This is a genomic window from Saccharicrinis sp. GN24d3, from assembly GCF_052400645.1.
GTDB lineage: Bacteria > Bacteroidota > Bacteroidia > Bacteroidales > Marinilabiliaceae > Saccharicrinis.
In genome coordinates, this window is the sequence record NZ_JBQTGI010000033.1 from 1 (window position 1) to 19,601 (window position 19,601).

Consider the following 19,601-nt stretch of genomic DNA (forward strand, 5'->3'; position numbering starts at 1 on the left):
ACACCCAAGTTAAAAAAGAAAGTCAGCAATAGCAAGGGATACGGAGGGTGTCCCACAAAAAGTGCGGAAGTCAAGAGGTTGTAGGGAATGAATATGATCATATAGTTCCTGTATTTTAATTCGTGTCTCTTTTCTGGTCGCGAACTAGGAACAGATCTTCTGTCAAACCATGTCCCAGCTACAGGGCCATAATTAGTTAGTAATTCAGTGATTTGATTTTTCATAAATTCCACGTTAAGCTGCAAATCGCGCTCTTCTCCATATTTGTAAGACTCTACTGGTGTATCATACTCGGGTTTAGGATTTCCTCCCCATTCATCTCTATTTGGAGAATGCGGATGTCGCCAATCGCGTCCGTGCGAATAATAAAAGAATAATCCCAAGCCTTTTTATGACATTGCTCGGCCAATTCTGCAACCAAGTCTCGTTTAGCAGCACTGTTGGTGCTTTTAAAATCGGTATATTCTGAATCAAATAAACAAAATCCATCATGATGCCTGGTCGTAATGTTAATATACTTCATACCTGCATTAATGGCCAAGTCAGTAATCAAGTCAGCATCAAAATTTTCGGCTGTGAATTTATCGGCTAGTTTAGCGTATTCATCGGGTCTTATTTTAGCGCGCAATTGCACCCACTCGGCGGGTTTTGAATGAATATCACCCCAATACCCTTCCGTTAAGCTAAACAAACCATAATGAATGAACATTCCAAATTCTGCCGCTCTAAACCACTTTAGTGCAGCAGTTCTTGGATTCTCCTTATAATTATCCTCATATCCTTTAAGGTAAGAAGGCACATTGGTGCTTTGGTTGCATCCTGTTAAACCCAAGCAAAAGATGCATACACCTATTAGCACTCTTGTTATTCGTTTATTATTTTTCATATTACCTAGCATTATTGTTTGTTATAATTTTATGCTAATCGTTTATATTCTATCACTATGGCATTAACCATAACAGCGTAGTGCCATTATTACTCTCGCGGCCATCGGCATTTACTGCAGTAACTTTTATCGTCATTTGATCATGCGGTTTAAGATTACTCACATCAAAATTAAAATTTGAACTTTCAACATCAGAAGCCACCAATTCATAACCTGGAGCATTATCTCCAGCCCAGTATATGTTATACGATTTAGCATCAGCACTGGTATCCCAAAAAAGCTCTATTTTATTAGTTGCCGAATTATTCACTATTTTTAGATTAGATGGCTCAACAACAGGGACACTAGTAGGTATTTTTGTGATCACATAAGTTTGTCCCTTTCTGGTGTGAATACTAATTTGGTCATCATTCACGACCTCAAAATCCACTTTCTTACCCTTGACATTTCTAATATTTGCTTTAGCAACATTTGGATACCTTAATTCCAATAATCCACCCGATTTAGACAATACTTCAATTTTTTTAGCATGCCTATCTGACCACTTGGCTGAAACTTCGAAGTTACCTCTTGCCAACAAGCCTTGATAGCTACCTTCCGGCCATGACTTTGGTAATGCAGATAATGGAGCCACTACGTAATCATGACTCTGTATAAGCATTTCTGCAACCCCTGCTGTGGCACCATAATTCGCATCTGCCTGAAACAAAGGATCCCCCCTATGGTCATTAAACAAATTGTGTAAATAATTCTCGCTCAATAATTCTTTATAGTACGAATAAGCCTCTTCACCATCGTGCACTCGGGCCCACATAGCTATTCGCTCGGCACGGGCCCATCCAATATTCGTTTTATGAGATCTTTTTTGCAAACTAACTTTGGCAGCATCGAGCCAAGCAGGTGTATTATCATTAATCAATTGTCCTGGGTATAAACCTAGAAGCATAGAAGCATGTCGATGATTTGGATCACCAATATCATCGAAGTATTCCTCTTGGCGAAACTCTTTAATCTGTCCCGACTTACCTACCTGAATAGGATCCAATAATGGAAGCTGAGTTTCAAATGTGGCCAATTTACTATCGGAACGACCTAATACCTTAGACGCTTTTATGGTGTTATGATGATTCTCGTAAAACATCTGCTGATCAAAAGTAGTACCAACTGTATTTCTAAGTTTTTGCTCCGGACTTGACGAAGGGTTAGCCAACAGAACACCATTAACATCTTTTACAAATCGAGATACAAAATTGGCTTGCTCGTAAATTACAGGGTAAACCTTTTCTTCTAAAATCGATTCATCACGTATAAAATCGTAGTAATCCCAAAATAATAGTCCAATCCAGGAACCTGTTCCAAATCCAGCGACCTTTGATTTTCCAGGAACATCATATGGATTACTCCAAAAAGGCCCCGACCAACCATTGTCTCCATTGGGGTCAAACTGAGAACTATTGTACTGCTTTATATATTCATTGGCATACAACCGTTGGCGTGGTTCGAAAGTATTAAAATAATCGACATAGGACTCAAACAACTCAGACAAGTTAGTGGAAAAAACAGGTGCATAGGCCATTTGCAGGTTGGTGTCATGTAAGTACTGCGACGACCATGGGGGTTTTTCATATACATTCCATATTCCCTGAAGATGAGGAGGAAGTGTGCCTTTTCGTGAAGAGCATATTAACATGTAACGTCCATACTGAAATGCAAGCTCCTCAAGATATGTACTATAAATACCCTCTGGGTAGGTATCAACCAACTTGTTAGTTGGAATAGTTGGTTCTTCGGCACCAAAATCGACATTCACCCGATGAAAAAGCTCTTTATAATCCTTTTGGTGATTTTCCAACAACTCATCATATGGCTTTGCTGTGGCTTTGTTCATATAATCGGTAACCTTAATATGAGGATCAGGAAAACCGGCTAGCTTTTGAGTTGCTGATTCGGTTAGGAACACCTGAGAATCGATTTTATAGTTGGTTCCTACTGCTATTAAAATAACAGCACGATCAGCATCTACGATATTAATAGTCCCATTATCGCTTGCCGTAATCTTACCTCCCTCTGGTATCACTTTAAATTGTCCTTCGTACTTAATATTATAATAATGCATGGCACCAGACAGGGTAACCACATTTCCCTTAGCCTTTACAGATCCAGATTTTCCTTCATTTAAGAAAGGAATAGTTGGACGTAATGTAAACGACAATTTGCCAGTCTCAGATGCATTTAAGCGAATCACCATTACTTTATCTGGATAACTAGTAAAATACTCTCTTGTGTACTCAACTCCATCCTGCTTATACTTTACAAAGGAAACTCCTTCATTAAGATTTAATTCTCGTTTATAGTCGGTAATATTATCGTGGCCAAAATCGATATATACCTCCGCAAAATTATTTAATCCCCTGCGCTTTAGTCCTCGATCCTCTCCCCAATCGTACAAACTATTTTCTGTAATTTGTATCCGATCTGTTTCTGTACCTCCAAATACATTCACTCCCATATATCCATTTCCCATAGGTATTGAAGCATTTACCCAACCAGTATTATTGTTTGGAGCAGGTTCATTGTACCATAGTCTTAAACTTTTTGTTACCCTATCAGCGTTGCCAAAAGTTTCTTTTTTTGTGTACTGGGCAGTTTTATTTCCCTCCCCGGCACAAACAAAGGTAGATGCACCAAACATCATCACTACCAACAGTCTAAGACTCAAAAAAAACATTCTATTATTTTCTCTCATTATCTAATTTTTTCAAATACATTCATTTCACACTCTACTTCCAGGTAATTTTAGCTTCTCTTTTTTCCGTATCTACCCAAACACTTGCACCTTCAAATTCGCGGGTAAATGCCCAACCATTAGAACTAACGCGCTCATATGCATCATTGGGCGCACCAAGCGGCTTTTGCATCTCGGGGTAGTTAACCAATGGACCTGTTGCTAACTTCCAGCCCCAACTATACATAAAATACGAATAAGGTTGTGCGCCAATTAGGTAACAAACTTCGTCCTTCGACTTGTTGCATAACTTTTGAAGACAACTCTGCTCCTACGATTTCTGCAAAAGTGGGAAAAATATCCAGGTGAGCACTCAAGGCATCTGTCTCTACACCTTCAGGTATACCACCATCTGGCCAACGAAAAAAACAAGGAACACGCGTACCTCCCTGATAAGGAGAACCCTTACCTTCACGCATTCCTGCATTGTAGATAGGCACACCCTTAGTACCACCATTATCTGATCCCATAAAGATCACTATTGTATTATTAGCTATACCCCACTCTTCAAGTTGAGTCAACAGTTGACCAAAATTGGTATCAATTTTCTCCAACATGCCATAAAACTTGGCTAGATTATCGTTCAATTTAGGATGACCAAGATATTGCTGATAATACTCGTCAGGTAAAACAAATGGACCATGCGGTGCATTTAGAGGGAGGTAAGCAAAAAAAGGCTTACCTGCCTGGCGTTGGTCATCCATCCATTTGGTAGCTTGATCGAAAAAAAGATCGGTACAATATCCCGTAGTTTTCTCCCATGTGCCGTTGTGCCATAAAGCTGGATTGATATTACTATTGTTAGGAGCATCTCCACAGGAGCCGGTAAAAGTTTGGCCAATACTACCGCCACCATGAATATAAACCTCATCAAATCCTCTATTTTCTGGAAGATAAGCCTCCTCATCACCAAGATGCCATTTACCAAAGATACCTGTGGCATAACCCGAACTCCTAAGCATATCAGAAAGTGTAAATGTTTCTAAGCTCATACGTTCACGCTCAAAAACAGTATGAGTCACACCATTCTTAAAATCATGTCGTCCGCTCAAAAGTGCAGCACTAGTTGGTGCACACTTAGGACTTACATGAAAATGTGTCAGAAGCAAACTCTTCTCTTTAAAAGCATCAACTGCTGGAGTATTAATGATTGGACTCCCTAGACAAGCATAATCGCCATAACCTGCATCATCAGGCATAATCAATATAATATTAGGTTGATCAGACTTTAGACTAGCATTAGTGCATGACACCATAAATCCTGATCCTAACATTAACAAGGTAATTTTAACTAAGTAGTACTTCATATGTAAAAGGTCTCTTAAAAGAGACTAAGACGCAATGAAAACATAATCATATTCTTTGCATCCAAGCTCTTTATCATGATTATTGGAATTTTTAATTTAGTAGATACTCACCATTAAGCTATTTAAGTTGAATTGATAAGTCAATATTTTGCTGCTCCCGAACTACTTTAAGCTTAAGTGGCGTTGACTGATTTGCTTTAACCAAATTTATAAATTGACCTACTTCATCCACTTTTTGTCCATTAACGGTTAAAATTAGATCGCCTTCGACGAAGCCTAATTTGGCAGCTTGCGAACCTTTTGGAACTGTAGTAAGCGCAATACCACCATCTTCTTTTGCAACACCATAAGCCGAAAACTCCATCCCAACTAAACCATTTATGGTTGCACCCATCCAAGTTGTAGCTTTGGGTGTACCTTTCTTCGTATTCTTCCTATCCAAAGAACCCATTTCTCCTAAAACAGGTACTTCGGGCTTACGAGCAATAGCCTTAAGCGAAGGCTTTTTCACTCCAAACTGGTCCATCGGAAAGTTTTTAAAGCCAATATCAAAAGCTGGCGAACCTTCTTTTACGCGGAAATCACCATTTTCAGGATCTATAAACATCGGATCGGCCACTATAGAATTTTCATCCCAACCAAACTTTTGCGTTAACGCTGAATTAAAAATAAGATTACTGTCTACACGTTTTCCGGGATTTTTTTCTGTGGGTACTTTTACTCCTTTGTATTTATACATAAAGATATTGGAATAGACCTCATCATTACTTTTGGCATACCATACGTGTGGATGAAAAGTGTTATTTACTGTGATATTATTCCAAGCTTTACGACGAAATCCTTCACGAAACTTTAAGCCCCCAGATAACATCAAGTTATTATAAATATCATAATTAGTTGATCCATCGTCCAAGTCAATATCCCAACCATGATCACATCGCCAACGACTATCGCGAATAATTGTTGTTTCTGTAGCATCCAGAAATGGCAAGTTTGGATCCTCATCTATCATCTCTTGAGAATAGTTACGGTTTTTGTGCCAGAAACGGTCACGCCCCCAAGAGTTAAACGAACCATGATCATGAGTTTCCTGTACTGTTTCAAAAACATCACAACGCTCGATTAAATGACCTCCCCAAGTACCTTCGCTAATATTAATACCCGCTCGGGCACAATCGTAAATTGAAGCATCACGAACAGTAATATTTTTAGCCATAGAAATCTGCACCCCGGCAGGCTGACGCTCTACACGACCAATACCATGAATTAAACAATCTTCCACTATACCTTTTGCTGGATAGTTATTGGTTTTTGGTCCTGGAGTACGGTCTATTTTAGATAAATCATTCGTCTCGTTATATTCAAAAAGAGGATCACGCACTGCATTCGGGTCACCTACAAAACAAACACCACTTGCACCAGTATCATGAATATGACATCCTTTTACCAAGGTATTTCGATTATAATTATTCACAAAAATGGCATTCCCTCCTACCTGATCAAATTCCATATCTAGAATTTGGATATTTTCTGTACCTGTAAGCATAAAGGCACCTCCTCGATAGATAGCCCAATCAGAACGTAACAACTGCTCTTTACAATCCATAAAAGTACGTGCAGCATGTTTTACTACAAAGCCTTGTAAAGTAATGTACTCAACAGGTGATGCCTCCGTTCCCTGAAACTCAAGTAAGTGACTTAGGCGAACAACTTCAATCTTAGCTTTCGACAATTCCGTATTAGGCTCGGGCATATAATATAACACATTGGCCTCTGCATCATGGAACCACTCACCAGCAGCATCTAATTCTTCAAAAATATTTTCTACCATACGAAAATCTGAGTGCATTCCCATTTTTCGATTATTTTGCCAACCTCCTTCGTAGCTTACCTCACCACTAGCATTTTTTCCGGTGATGATGTAATGATATCCGCCCCAGCGCTTGGTGTGCATGGCATGAATATATCCACCCTCAGGATTCTTCCACCCAGCCGCTCGTTCTTTTGAAAAAGCATCAGCTGCATATCCCTGGTAGGCATCTGTTTTTTTTGTAGCATCGTAGTTTGGATAACGAGCCATTCGTTGGTTTTTTCCGTTCACAAAAAGTTGATCGATGCTCAAGTTTTCTGGTGTATTGGCCTGATAAATTCCATCACGATAAGGTTTCCATGTAAGTTGCAGCATGGTTCCTCCGCTTAGTACAGCACCACCTTCGTTAATGGCTTTATACATTATAGGGTACTTCTCTGATCCAGAATCTTTCGGTTCAAAAACAAGCGTTTCGCTTAAATAATACACGCCATCTTGAACATGTATTGTTACGGATTCTTTACCTGCATATTTTTGAGCAGCATTTTTTGCAGCTAAAAGTGTTGCAAAAGGTTTCTTCTTTGTTCCTTTATTCGAATCTGATCCTTTTGGGCTTACGTATAAATCAGCTGCCTGTGCTACATTAAGCACAAATGCCATAAAAATTAGGGTAGTCAGATTAAAAATATTCATATTAATTATTTTGTAATTTTTCATTAATAACCTTTTACAGCTTTTCGTACCTGTTTCATTATTTCAATACAAACCGGATTAAAAATTGGGTGATCCTTATTTACATCAGGAGTCATAGCTAGGTTTATTGTTATAGGTACATTTTCAGCATCTGCTTTTTTAAATATTTCGACATACTTTTCAGTGGAGAATTTAGGTTTTTGGGTAAAAACACCATTACCTGTTCTACTAGACCAACCATCCATATAAAACCAGCTGGCAGGGTATTGCCCTTCTAGCTGGCCACCTTCTTCAAATAAAAAGGGAGATTGAATTTCGGGTACTCTTCCCGACCCATCGGAAACAACTAAGTCGCTAAATGGGGTTAGGTTAGGAAATATGTTTTGGCTAAAACCTATGCAAGCATTAGCGTTACCTGCTTTAATGGCTTTTGCAAATTTTCCCCATGGAGGATCAAGTTGATATACTTTCCAACCGCAATCATCGATATATCCTGCAGTGGTTGCTAGATCCTCACCATAGCGAAGACTAACCTCACGAAAGTGAGGTTCTAGAAAATTAAAATAACCTTTGGAATCTGGCCATTTTCCGTGACCATAAGTATTTCCATACAAATCCTCCATTCCACTATTGGGATTATAATATAACATGAGTCGAATATCATGTTTCCCTAGACCATCAATAAGTTCCCTTATCAGATCGCGTTCACAAGTAAATCCAGATTTTATTTTATCGATGGTATTGCTTGGCCCTGGCCAATGTTGAGTTCCATGAGCACAGGTAAAACATACCCAAGAAGCACCAATTTCAACTACCTTATCTACAAAAGCATCAACATCGAAAGTATCAACGAGCTTTTGGTATTGATCTCCTAATTTTGGACCACCATTAAAAGGAACTGAGGCTGATGAAAAATGCACAAACAGGCCATATTTTCCATCCACCATCCACTGCACATCAGCTTTCATTGCTTTGGCCCGATCCTTTATAGCCACTAACACTTTTGGTTGTACCAACTCAATAGACCAAAAGGCAAATGGGTTAGGTTTGATGTTTGCATTGGCTTTAATTTCAGTATTTTCTTGGCGTTGTTTTTCTTCACCAAAAGTTACTAATCGAAAACTTATTTTATTAATACCTTTTTTAAGTTTTATGTTTTGCGATAAAAAATGGCGTTGAACAATGGGACGTGTTTCCCAATTTTTTATCTGAGCTTTTTCAATTATTACTGAAGACTCTGTTTTAACTTCGAAGGTAGATTGAGAAAGAATATTGTTGCTGCCTGTATATAGTAAAGCTACGCTATACTCAGCATCAGAAGGAACATCTACAGTCCAGGTCATCACATCATCTTTCGTAAGAAATCCGCGGATAAATGCATTATTAACTGCCATTGGAGCAGGACGTTCTAGATGGTTTAATTGCCCACTTAATTCAGCTCTAAATCCCATAATAGTGGTAATATCATCCGCGCGAATTGACCAAGTTTTTGGTGCCCAATAGGGATGAATTACCCTTTGTTGACTGAACACAGTAACAACTGTAAATAATAAGGTAGCGATTAACCCAATTTTATATTTATTCATGCCTTAATAACTATGTGTATAATTGCCTTAAAATCTATATTTTATTCCCACCCCTCAATTCTTAAGAAAAACCCGGCTGTAGGATCTTCATCGTGACAAGCCAGAAAAAGACATTCAGGTTTTCCGTCTTTCCACAAAATATTTGGACGTTCGCAACGTGCCAACTCATGCTTAAAGTAATATTCGTTGGTATTGTAGCCAACTTCAGGTCTCCCCCAGTTTATTCCATCTTTTGATTGATAAATTAACCCTGGTCTGTTTCCTCCTTTTTTTATCTCTTTCTCGGCTATAGAATGTCCTTCAAGCGCATTTTTAACACCCATGCGGTCTTCTACAATCATGTAATACATACCTTTGTAATAATAAGCATACGGATCTTCAATATCCAACCCCATATCCGCATAACTTATTATAGGATTTTCCTTGTAATTTTCATATGGCCCTTCAATATGGTCGCTTATGGCTAGCGATATTTCACGGTAGGTTTTTGGCTTATATTTATCAGTTATTGATTTATAATAAATCCTGAATTTCCCTTCTTCATCCTCTACAAAAGTAGGGTTGGATGCATGAATAATGTTGGCTCCATCCATTTGTCCTGATGCTTTAATAATTGGATTGTGCGGACTTTCTACCCAAGGCTCATCTAAAGATTTAGTTGTAGCTATTCCTATTTCCTGATTTAACCTTAGTGTATTTCTGTTTTTTAACAAATACACCAAAACATAAGTATCGTCCACTTTTGAAATTTGCGGATTATGGTAGGTTGCAAAGTTGCTTGAAAACGTTGTATCCACAAAAGTATATGGCCCTTCAGGTTTATACGCTACAAAATGTACAATCTTGCTATCCTTTATCCAACTACCATTATTTGGAATAGAAGACATGAAAACATGTAATTTCCCATTTTCATCGTAGATGGGTGCCATACACCAGTTCCACCAACCCTCCTCTGCAGGAAGAATATATTTACCCGGAACAAGTGATTTACAAAAGTCAGATTCTTTAATCGTTTGATCTGGTTTGCATGAAAACAAAACAATTAAAGCAGTTAAGAGAAATATAAGTTTTAAATATAAATTCATGTGTTTATAATTTGATTTTTATAGTCACATGAAACTCACCAAAAACAACCATACTCCAGTGTGTGAAGCAATCCTCATGGCTCGTTTCATCTATATCTAATTTATAAAGATTTAATTGTTTCTCCCTGATGAACTAACCTATCAAAGAAATACTCATTTATAAATTATTCCTGCATCAGCTTACTTAACAGGAATTAATTCCAGTCCTTTAAACTTATAACTGTGCTTGGTTTCTTTTGATGTAGGCACTTTAGGATAAACTATGATTTGATGTATTCCTTTTTCCAAAAACACCCTTCCTTTCTGCTCCCTCTTTGTTAATTTTCCAATGTACCCCTTCGCATTTAAAACCAAGATATCTTGTCCAGTCATCAGCATGTAAACAAAATCATTATCTCCAGAATCTTCGCTTATTACTTTAAAAGTACCGGATTGATTAACATTTACAGTCCATATCAAACCTTGCTTCACATTCTCTCCCCATCGATGCGTTACCTGTTTTTCGTAATCGTAACTGATACGCCTGATGGCAAATTCACATTTTGAAACCGGCATTTTAATAGAACCATCTTCTTCTTGTTGGAGCGTTTCGTCTATTACCTTTGCCACTTCATCTTCAATTTCCAACACAACTACGGTTACTTTAGGCTGATGAAGTTCCTCGGGGACAGAAATATTCAAAATATCTTTTTCCTGTTTGAATCGTAAACTTTGTTGTGATTTATCAGCTAAACAATATGCCTTCTGCACTTTTGACAAAATGCCATTAAGCTCAATCTGTGTTTGCACCAAATCTTGCAGATGCAAATATATTTTTCCGGGCTTACTGGTAATGGCATAAGGAGGGAACTTTAACGGGCTTGGGTCGGCACCGTAAATGGCCTCTCCATTTACTTCGAGCCACTCACCTATCGCACGTAAACTATTGGCCTGCGACTGCGGAATGGTTCCATCAGGACGAGGTGCTACATTTAATAAATACACACCTCCGTTACCAACAATGCGGCAAAAACTATAAATAAAATCGGAGTAACTGGCCGAACGATCGATATCGCCACCAAATTTTGTATAACCCCAACCACCTACAGTAACCGATTCGTGTGTTTGCCATGGCACTTTTAAATCTGGCAACCACGTTGCTGTGCTCACACTTGGAGTTTTGCCATTATCAATAGAAACATCAAAATGACCAAATCCGTTACCCAAACGAGAGTTTACCAGAGCTCCCGGTTGATTCTCTTTTACAATATCCATCAACAACTGGCACTTGTCATCGTCCATCTGAATGGGTGTATCGAACCAAACCATAAAAATATCGCCATAATTTTGGCTCAGTTCTTTTATTTGTACAGCTACCTTATCCTTAAAATAAGCATCAAAGTCTTTCTGAGGCTTAAGAACACCTTCAAAATCCCAATCGTTACCAACTCCACCCTTCTCATGCCAATCCTGACTTTGCGAATAATAAAAACCCAGATTCATACCTCTTTTGGCACACGCCACAGATAATTCTTTATAGATATCGCGACCATAACCTGCAAAATCAACCAAATTATATGAATGTGCAGATTTATACATGGCAAATCCATCGTGGTGTTTGGCTGTCAGCACAATGAATTTCATACCTGCATTCTCTGCAATATCAATCCAATCGTTGGCATTAAATTTTTCAGGCTTAAATTTACCTGCTGCTTCTCTTTCGTAATCTTGTATAGATATTGGACCTCTTTTCATGATCCATTCGGCACTTACTTTTTCACCCTTCCACATACCTTCCAGCTGGGCATAAGGTCCCCAATGAACAAACATGCCGAACTTATCTTCGTACAGTTTTTTCATGTTTTCTCTTATTTCTGGCGTATAAGCCGAAACATCAGTTTTTCCAAAATCTACTTTCCCTGAAGTTTCAGTGATGAAATCGACAAACTTAATATCCTTATTTTGGCTATGGCAACTTAATTGAAACAGGAAAAGAACCGTCATCAACAGAATCACTTTTTTATTTAGTAACATATCTTGGCGTTTTCTAAAGTTTTTCGATATATAAATAATAAGCAGGGTGCACTTTACCGTCTTTGTCAATTAGCTGGGCTTCCATGTCGTATTTTCCGGCAGGTATATTTCCATTGAAAGTGACTTCCTCTTGCCCGGGTTGAATACGAATGTTTTTATTTTGGTTGGCAACATACAAAAACGCTTTTTCAAAATCTGTTTTCACACTAGCTGGCATAGGTCTTTCCTTTTCAACAACATCTTCAACAGCTGCAAATGTCTCATTTATTGCCAACCCACTTTCTCTTGGAAACCTGCGAAGTGTAATCGCATACTCCCCATCCTCAACAAACTCAATTTTCCATCTTCCAGCAGCCTGAACCGCTTTTGCAGCACCATGTTGATGCCATGAACCTGCATGCTTACCGGTAAACATATCATGCGCTGATATTCTGCTAGGATTCTCTTTGGGTGATCCTACTTTTATGTAAGCATATCTTTCGTTGGGATCCTCTGACATTATTGATTGCCACCATGTTTCATATCCAACAGCTAGCCTTGCAGCTACTTCAGGATACTGATCAATTACATTTTTTGTTTGGCTTCTATCAGAATTCATATTGTGTAATTCTTTACCATCCACCAAACGCCAATTATCATCCATTACAACATAGGATTTATACTTTATAAGATTTTGCATCCGCTGCGTATCCAGGTACAAAATCCTATTTGTCCAATTAGGATTAGCATCGTAAAGCAATGGCTGCAAACTCTTTCCATCGAGTGGTTTTACAGGTGTAAAATCGAATCCAAGTAAATCTACAAAAGTTGGCAGCAAATCGTAATGGGCCACCAGTTTGTCAATGTCCTTACCGCCTGTGAGATTACCGTTTGGCCAGCGAATAAACAAAGGAACACGATGACCACCTTCGGTAACATGTCCTTTACTTCCTTTCAATCCTGCATCGAATACTTTGTTCCCACCAGCGGTTCCATTGTCGGTAGTAAAAATGAGAATTGTGTTATCTGCTATGCCTAAGGCATCCAATTTCTTTTCTAATATTTTGAAATTATCATCAATATTGGTGATCATCCCATAGAATCGTTTAATCCGCTCAGGAATATCATCTATATTCTTATATTGATTGTAATATTCTTCAGGAAGATTTAGTGGTGCATGGGGCGCATTTGTTGATATATAGCAAAAGAAAGGATTGTCTTTGTTGGTTTCTATAAATTTAAGAGCCTCAGAAAAAAACACATCTGTGCAATATCCTTTGTATTGTTCAAGTTCACCATTGTGCCAAAAGGTATCATCGAAATAATCGTTACCCCAGTAATCGGGTCCCTGTGCAATTCCGCCTCCTCCATGCCGAACAACCTCATGAAATCCTCTATCTTCGGGACGATATGGATAATTATCTCCCAAATGCCATTTACCAAACATACCGTTAGTATATCCGTTTTGGGCAAAAACCTGTGGAAGAAGTACTTCGTCTTCAAAAAGTAGCGAACGACCTGTGATTGTATGAAAAACATTTACACGATTGGTGTGCCTCCCGGTCATTAATGACCCACGCGTGGGTGCACAGGTTGTTGACACATGGTAATTGGTAAAGCGAACCGCTTCTTTATAAAATTTATCAATGTTGGGCGTTTTAACATAAGGATTTCCCATACATGAGAGGTCTCCCATTCCCTGATCATCGGTAATTACAATTATTACATTGGGGGTTTCCTGTGCTAATACAATAAATGGATTTATGATTATGAACAGCAATAACCCCACCCATAGATTTCGAAGAAAATGATTATTCATAGTAGCTGTATTTAAATATTAGTTTTTTAGTTTCTTTAATCCAACTTCTAGTAAGAAAAATGATTTTAGATCTCTTCTCGTTTAAAAGTATTTTTTTTACACAGCATTTCTATTTGAAAGAAAACGACACATTAAAAATACTGCATCCCAAAAATTAATCCTTTCTCTTATATGCTCATTGTTTGCTGAAATAGCTCTACGAATACCAGAAGACCATTAAGTATTAATGAATTAGGTGTTTCGTTTATATTTTTCTATTGTAAACCAACTTTTTTAACATCGAATTGAATAAAACCCATTTTTAAGGCGGGAGATTCTGGCTTTAATCTGAAATCTCCATTTTCGGGATCTACGAACAGAGGATCTGTGGCTAAACTATTTAGATCAGAATTGTAGTCTTTTTGAAGACTTGATAATGTTTGTTCTGCAAGGCTATTGTTTTCTTTACAATAAAAGATGTTGAAATCGGAATCTACATCTTTAATCGTGGCTGTCACTCGCCCTCTACTATCCTCTTCAACCAAGCCTTTTCCTTTACCTGGTTGCGAAATAAAAGTACAACCATCATTAACAGCATAAAATATATTGCGCTTATTACTAGCTCCTGTCATAGGTCCCTCTACCAGTTTTAAATAAACCAAACGTGGCTCTGTAACATCTGCAATGATATTATTCTCGAAACGATTGTTGAGTTTCAAAGTCATTCCTTGCGAGGTACATTTATAGATCAAATTTTCGCTAATAAGAACATCCATTTGTCCTCCATCTGTTCTTATTCCACTCTGTTTTCCCGTTTCAGCAACCAAATGATGTACATAATTACGACGTATAATATTTCCCGGACCAGCCGCCCGAATGTAAATTCCATTGCCATCACCTAGTTTTTTCATGACGTGATGAATTTCATTGTACTCAATAATGTTATTTCGGCTGTGCCAGTATGCTCGTACATCGTCTGGCGTTAATTCTTTTGGTAACTCGCCAATCTCGTGCCAGCGAATAGCCCTGCATTGTTCGCGTTTATTAGAATGGGTAAAGAACCTAATTACACAGCCTGACACTATTAGCCCGCAATAATTACCATCATAAATCAAATTGTTATACACATGATTTTCGCCACTATTCCAAAGAAAAATACCTGGTGAGTGCCAATAAATTATGCCAATATCGTGCACATGATTATTATATACTGTATTCTTTTTATTGACATCTTTTGTACCAGGACCATACCCACACAATAGAATACCTCCGCCTCCCATTTGCTCAATATGGTTATTTGAGATGTCATTATTTTGTCCGTATAGATCAACACGGATGGCACCACTACCACTTTGTAGAAAGTGACATTCTTCGATTGCGCAATTCTCAGCACCTCGGAAACGGACAAGAGCATTACCCTTATCCAACATGTCCCAATCATGTTGCAAACCGGCATCATCCTCATCTAAAGTATATCGATCTCCGTGTTTAAACGTCAATCCACTAAAGCGTATGTTACGCACAGGAATATCCTTAGGCCCATTTTCAGCTATTTTACCTTTCACTAAAAAATATTCGATCAATTGAGATGCTACCACTTTGCTATTATTTCGTGGCCATAGGTACAATTTACCTTCTTTTGAATTGAGTACCCATTCGCCTGGCTCATCCAACTCCTCCAACACATTTTCTACCCAGCACCCTTTTTTATTCATTCCGTAAGTTGCCTCTATAGCAGTATGAGCAATACCTGCATCAGCATCAATTGATGAGAGAGGTAATATGTTCATCATCCAATCTCGTGTGGGACGTACTAATATTTCTACATCTTCAACATTATCCCAGTCCTTCATTTTACCTTTCGGAAATAAAAGTTTAGTATTAGAGCTGCCCTTTAAAGGAACAAAGCGCTTAGATTGAGCTCTTGGCAACATACCTGTTTCATCATAAAGAGTTTTAAACTTATGCGACACTTCTGCTACTAAAATTTTTCCTTTAGCTTCGACAGGCAAACCAGGAAGGTCTTCCGTGACTTTTTTCCAATCTGCTATTTCAAGTCCTGAACTGAAAATAGGTTTTTCTCCAGAGTAAGCAGCGTATGTAATTGTTGATTCTCCTTCTCCTGAATCTTCCAAGCCAAACACAATTGTTTCTTTTACCTGATAGTTTCCTTCACGAATATGGACAAGAATGTCCTTTGTTTTATGCTGTTTAAGTTCGCGAACTGCATCTCTAGCACGATCCAATGTGGCAAAAGGACCATCTGTTCCTTCTGAATTAGGTTCGGCCAATGTGCCGGACCAACTATCGGAACCATTGGGAGACACATAAAAGTCGGCTTGGACCGTATTTTTTGCACAACTGCAAAAACTTATTGCTATCAATGCAACTATTATCATCGATTTTAATTTAACATTATTCATGCGTTAAAATAATTAGTGTCAAGTATTAAGACTGATGGACACGAAGTTGCGAAGCCTTCTGATCATTACCCTGTGCCCGACGGCAGCCAGGTGTTAAATAATTAATCATGATACGTTTCATTCGATTTTTTTTGTTGTAACAAAGGTGTATTGACCTTGGTGCATAAAATACCAATTAATTCAAAGTAATCATCTTGGTATTCACCGCTTTATCAGATTCTATTTTAATGAGGTAAATTCCTTGGCTAAACATACTCATGTCCAACTCTAATGATCCATAGGCAGTTCCTTGAAGCAGTTTTTCTCCACTTAAAGAATAAACTTGATAAATGGTATGTTGTTCTTCTTCCAAAGTCACAAAAATAGTACCTTTAGATGGATTCGGATAAATATTAAATGCTAAAGGATTTAAGGTTTTGTTGTCGCTATCAATACTAGTAGAAACTCCTACTGAATACTTTACAGTCACACTAGCCACACTCCATTTGTTTTTTGTTTGATCAGCACTAGTTCCAACTCCAATAGAAAATTCGTAAGCATCTTGTAAGTTGAGTACAAAAGGATTTGATGCTAAATTACCAAGATCTGTTGGCGTATTATTTATTGTATAAGCCACAGCATCCTTTCCTGCTGACTGTCCATTAATTAATGTAATAGAACCAAAAACGATATCTCCAAAATCTTCAATAATCATGTCGCCACCATTGGCTTCAAAGTTTACTATTTGAATATTATTAACCTCTACTACATCTCCCAATTCACCATAAAAAATATCTACCTTATTCTCATCTCTATCATCTCCTCCTAGTCCCCAAGCATTTTTTTCAGCTATTCCACCAGAAGCTCCAGTGTTAATACCTTTTCCTGTTTCAGGTGTTACATCAATCGACATCTGAAAAGTTGCTATACCATCTGGGGCTATTACGGTTTCTGAGGTCATAACTGCAACGGTACTTACCCCATAATCTGTATTATTAGTTGCAAAAATCTCAACGGGAACAAAATATCCAACCTCATAATCAATAACAACAGTTATTTCACATGTAGCTGTAAATTGTCCATCTTCTGATTCTGCAGTAATAATTGCAGTCCCTTCACTCAATGACGATACTACACCATAAATATCTACTGTAGCTACATCAGGGGCGTCACTGCTCCAAGTGAAATTTTGATTGGATGCATCAACTGGTAATACATTAGCGGTTAGCGTTAATGTTTTACCTGGCCAGTCAAAGGATTCACTAGTAGAAGAAATCTCCATACCAGTAACATCGATTCTTTCTGTTATAGAAATTACACATTCACCTACAAATCCTCCATCATTTGTAGTTGCTGAGATAGTAACAGTCCCTTCGCCTTCTGCAGTAACCAAACCATCCGTTACCGTAGCAATTGATTCATTGCTTGTTGCCCATACATAGTCTTTATCACTTGCATCACTCGGATAAATGATTACAGAAAGTTGCTTGGTATCACCTAAATATAACGAAGCACTATTGGGAGAAAGCAGTATTTCAGTAACAGCAATATTTCCAGCATCAATAACGCTTAAATCTACTACTCTATCTGAAGCACCTTGTGCATCCTCTACCTGTAAAGTAAATTCATATTCAGTATTTTCAGTCTCAGTTGGGCTACCACTTAAAGTCCAGGTTCCTGTTTCTGTTGTTGATTTATCGACAGATAACCATGATGGTGCATTTCCATCATTCACAATTGTTACATTCAATATCTCGTCACCTTCAGAATCCCAAAAATCAACGCCATCAACTAAATCTCTAGAAAAATCCTCCCCAATATTTACTACAGGTAAATAAGTTTCTGCTCTAGACCAGTTTGGTGCTCCTGGAAATTCAAACTCCTTCAAATGAGCGTCCATTTGATTCAATTGAGCCAAAGCCACATCATTAGCCACTAATTTTTCACTAATGCCTGAACTTTTACCTAACAAAGGTAAGCCCCAAGAGATGGCTCCATTATTTTGCATAGCCTGCAAGTTCCAAAGATTAAATTCATCATCAGTGAATGCCATTGTATATCCTCCATTCCACGAAGTAGTGCTCATAGGTGGATCGTAATGAGCAATAACATTGTCGTCCCACGTCCAGTCATGTGCATCACTGCCTCGATGCGCATATCCGTCCGTTTCAATCATCTTTTCGATATGAGCGTAATTTCTGTCGTAATTGGACGGATCACCCTCATGGCTCCCTCCATTTTTACCACCATTATATGGATGACCGAACATATAATCATCCGCATGAGTGGCTTCAGAAAAAGGATTCAACTCCTCCGTAACTCTATTTGGACTATTTTGGAATGAACACGCAGCATCGGGGTTTCCTGCACGAACAGCCTCTGCAAATGCAAGATATATCATTTGATCTTCATAAACGCCATTGGTTGCATTGTCGCCACTCAACACCATGTAACTTCCTGAATCGAAACACCAAGCATCAATCAGCTTTCCATAGCGCATTGCATATACTTTAAGTACAAATTCAGCATAACAAAACATGTATTTACGATTAGGATAAACATCAGTAGCATCCACATACGTTTCTGTATCCGCATCCCACACACCAGTATGGTAGGGTTGACTCGCTATAAAAGCCTGAGCTTCAGCATCAGTGTCACACCAAGCTTTCCAACGCTCCGTTATATTAGGAATAGATTCTGGATTAACATCCCCATCACGATTAAGCATATTTGAACTATTCACATAAACCATCACCTTCATCCCGTTTTCATGCACTGCCTGAATAATCTCAAGGAAAGGATCTTCGCCATATGATGCACGTGGAACCACTAGATTAATTATCTCACCACTTATGTCAGTATCTCCTTGCCAGAAACTCTCTAGCAAAGGGTGAGGACCAAAATGTACAGGAGACTTAATAGATGACTCTCCAAGGTGTACTTGAATATAGTCAATCGTATTGATATGACTTATCTGATCTAAAAAAGGCTGAATTGATATTCCTTCATGCACGCCATTCTGTAAATCAACAGGTTTCCAGTTAAGCCCCCAAGTTCCTCTAAGCCAATTAGCACGTAAACCTAAATTAGGATTCAGATCTTGTGCATCTAGCTTAATTGCAGAGAATAAGCAAATGGCAATAATAAATACTCTTGTTATTACATTTGTTTTTACCCTTGATATTGAGGCAAATGAAGATGGTAAAAACAACAATTTTAACATTGCGCTTTTACCTAATAAAGATTTTGTTTTCATG

General features: G+C 38.2%; 12 protein-coding genes. All 12 read right to left on the minus strand.

Annotated features, from left to right (window positions below):
• The coding region (locus ACT29I_RS23240; RefSeq protein WP_444794547.1) for a hypothetical protein at positions 1-224 on the minus strand (224 nt) is incomplete at its 3' end.
• Between the two features lie 50 nt (positions 225-274).
• Positions 275-886, minus strand: a complete 612-nt coding sequence (locus ACT29I_RS23245) for an alpha-L-fucosidase (protein ID WP_444794548.1) — start codon at positions 884-886, stop codon at positions 275-277.
• 55 nt (positions 887-941) lie between these two features.
• Positions 942-3,632 carry a glycosyl hydrolase family 95 catalytic domain-containing protein gene (locus ACT29I_RS23250; protein ID WP_444794549.1) on the minus strand — a complete coding sequence of 897 codons (2,691 nt, stop codon included), beginning with the start codon at positions 3,630-3,632 and terminating at the stop codon, positions 942-944.
• Positions 3,633-3,666: 34 nt separating this feature from the next.
• Positions 3,667-3,858 carry a hypothetical protein gene (locus ACT29I_RS23255; protein WP_444794550.1) on the minus strand — a complete coding sequence of 64 codons (192 nt, stop codon included), beginning with the start codon at positions 3,856-3,858 and terminating at the stop codon, positions 3,667-3,669.
• Positions 3,851-4,978 (minus strand): arylsulfatase, encoded by a 1,128-nt coding sequence (locus ACT29I_RS23260; protein WP_444794551.1) that lies wholly within the window; start codon positions 4,976-4,978, stop codon positions 3,851-3,853. The genes ACT29I_RS23255 and ACT29I_RS23260 overlap by 8 nt, the downstream gene beginning before the upstream one ends.
• Before the next feature lie 118 nt (positions 4,979-5,096).
• The gene (locus ACT29I_RS23265) at positions 5,097-7,481 is read right to left on the minus strand and encodes a right-handed parallel beta-helix repeat-containing protein (RefSeq protein ID WP_444794552.1); all 2,385 of its coding nucleotides are present in this window, start codon (positions 7,479-7,481) and stop codon (positions 5,097-5,099) included.
• Positions 7,482-7,504: 23 nt separating this feature from the next.
• Positions 7,505-9,067 (minus strand): alpha-L-fucosidase, encoded by a 1,563-nt coding sequence (locus ACT29I_RS23270; RefSeq protein WP_444794553.1) that lies wholly within the window; start codon positions 9,065-9,067, stop codon positions 7,505-7,507.
• A 41-nt stretch (positions 9,068-9,108) separates the two neighbouring features.
• Entirely contained in the window at positions 9,109-10,152 is a 1,044-nt protein-coding gene (locus ACT29I_RS23275; protein WP_444794554.1) for a glycoside hydrolase family protein, read from the minus strand.
• A gap of 180 nt (positions 10,153-10,332) precedes the next feature.
• Positions 10,333-12,165: an alpha-L-fucosidase gene (locus ACT29I_RS23280; protein WP_444794555.1), complete on the minus strand. Its 1,833-nt coding sequence runs from the start codon at positions 12,163-12,165 to the stop codon at positions 10,333-10,335.
• A gap of 13 nt (positions 12,166-12,178) precedes the next feature.
• Entirely contained in the window at positions 12,179-13,963 is a 1,785-nt protein-coding gene (locus tag ACT29I_RS23285; protein ID WP_444794556.1) for an arylsulfatase, read from the minus strand.
• 254 nt (positions 13,964-14,217) lie between these two features.
• Positions 14,218-16,365, minus strand: coding sequence for a right-handed parallel beta-helix repeat-containing protein (locus ACT29I_RS23290; RefSeq protein ID WP_444794557.1), 2,148 nt, complete (start codon positions 16,363-16,365; stop codon positions 14,218-14,220).
• 175 nt (positions 16,366-16,540) lie between these two features.
• Positions 16,541-19,600 (minus strand): Ig-like domain-containing protein, encoded by a 3,060-nt coding sequence (locus ACT29I_RS23295; protein WP_444794558.1) that lies wholly within the window; start codon positions 19,598-19,600, stop codon positions 16,541-16,543.
• Position 19,601: the final 1 nt, after the last annotated feature.